Source organism: Amycolatopsis antarctica, assembly GCF_002262875.1.
GTDB lineage: Bacteria > Actinomycetota > Actinomycetes > Mycobacteriales > Pseudonocardiaceae > Amycolatopsis > Amycolatopsis antarctica.
On the sequence record NZ_NKYE01000052.1, the window covers coordinates 1 to 628 of the forward strand.

A 628-nucleotide genomic window follows, 5' to 3' on the forward strand; every position below is an offset into this window, starting at 1 on the left:
GATCGGGTTCGGGCGGTGGACGGGCGTGACCCGCAGCCCTCGGCTGCGGTGCTGGATTCCCAGTCGGTGAGGAGTTGCGAGGGTGGCGAGGCAATCGGTTACGACGCGGGGAAGCGGGTGCGGGGTCGCAAGCGTCACCTGCTCGTCGATACCTGTGGCTTGGTGTTGCGTGCGATGGTGCATTCGGCCTCGGTCCAGGACCGGGCCGGAGCGAAACGGGTCCTGACCGGCATCAGAGACCTGTTCCCGCTGATCGGGTTGGTGTGGGTCGACGGCGGTTATGTCAATGCCGTGGACGCCAGCTTGGTGCGGTGGGCTCATGCCCAGGAGAACATCGAGGTCGTCGCGGTACCACGCAATGCCGACGTGAAAGGGTTCCAGGTGCTACCCCGCCGGTGGGTGGTGGAACGAACCTTTGGCTGGCTCACGAGGTGCAGACGGTTGACACGAGACTACGAACGCAAGACCTCGCACGCCGAGGCCATGATCCAAGTCGCCATGATCCGATTGATGGCCGCACGGCTAGCAGGCGAAAACGTCGAACCTCACGGCCCCATCGAGACCGAGGCAGCCCAACGCCTAGCAGACGACCTCACACCCTGACCACCAAGGTTTCACCACACCCTCT

1 protein-coding gene is annotated in these 628 nt (G+C 64.3%); it reads left to right on the plus strand.

Features of this window, described 5'->3' with window-relative positions:
- A partial coding sequence (locus CFN78_RS28385; protein ID WP_094866384.1) for an IS5 family transposase occupies positions 1 to 603 on the plus strand: 603 nt, incomplete at its 5' end.
- Between the last annotated feature and the right edge of the window lie 25 nt (positions 604 to 628).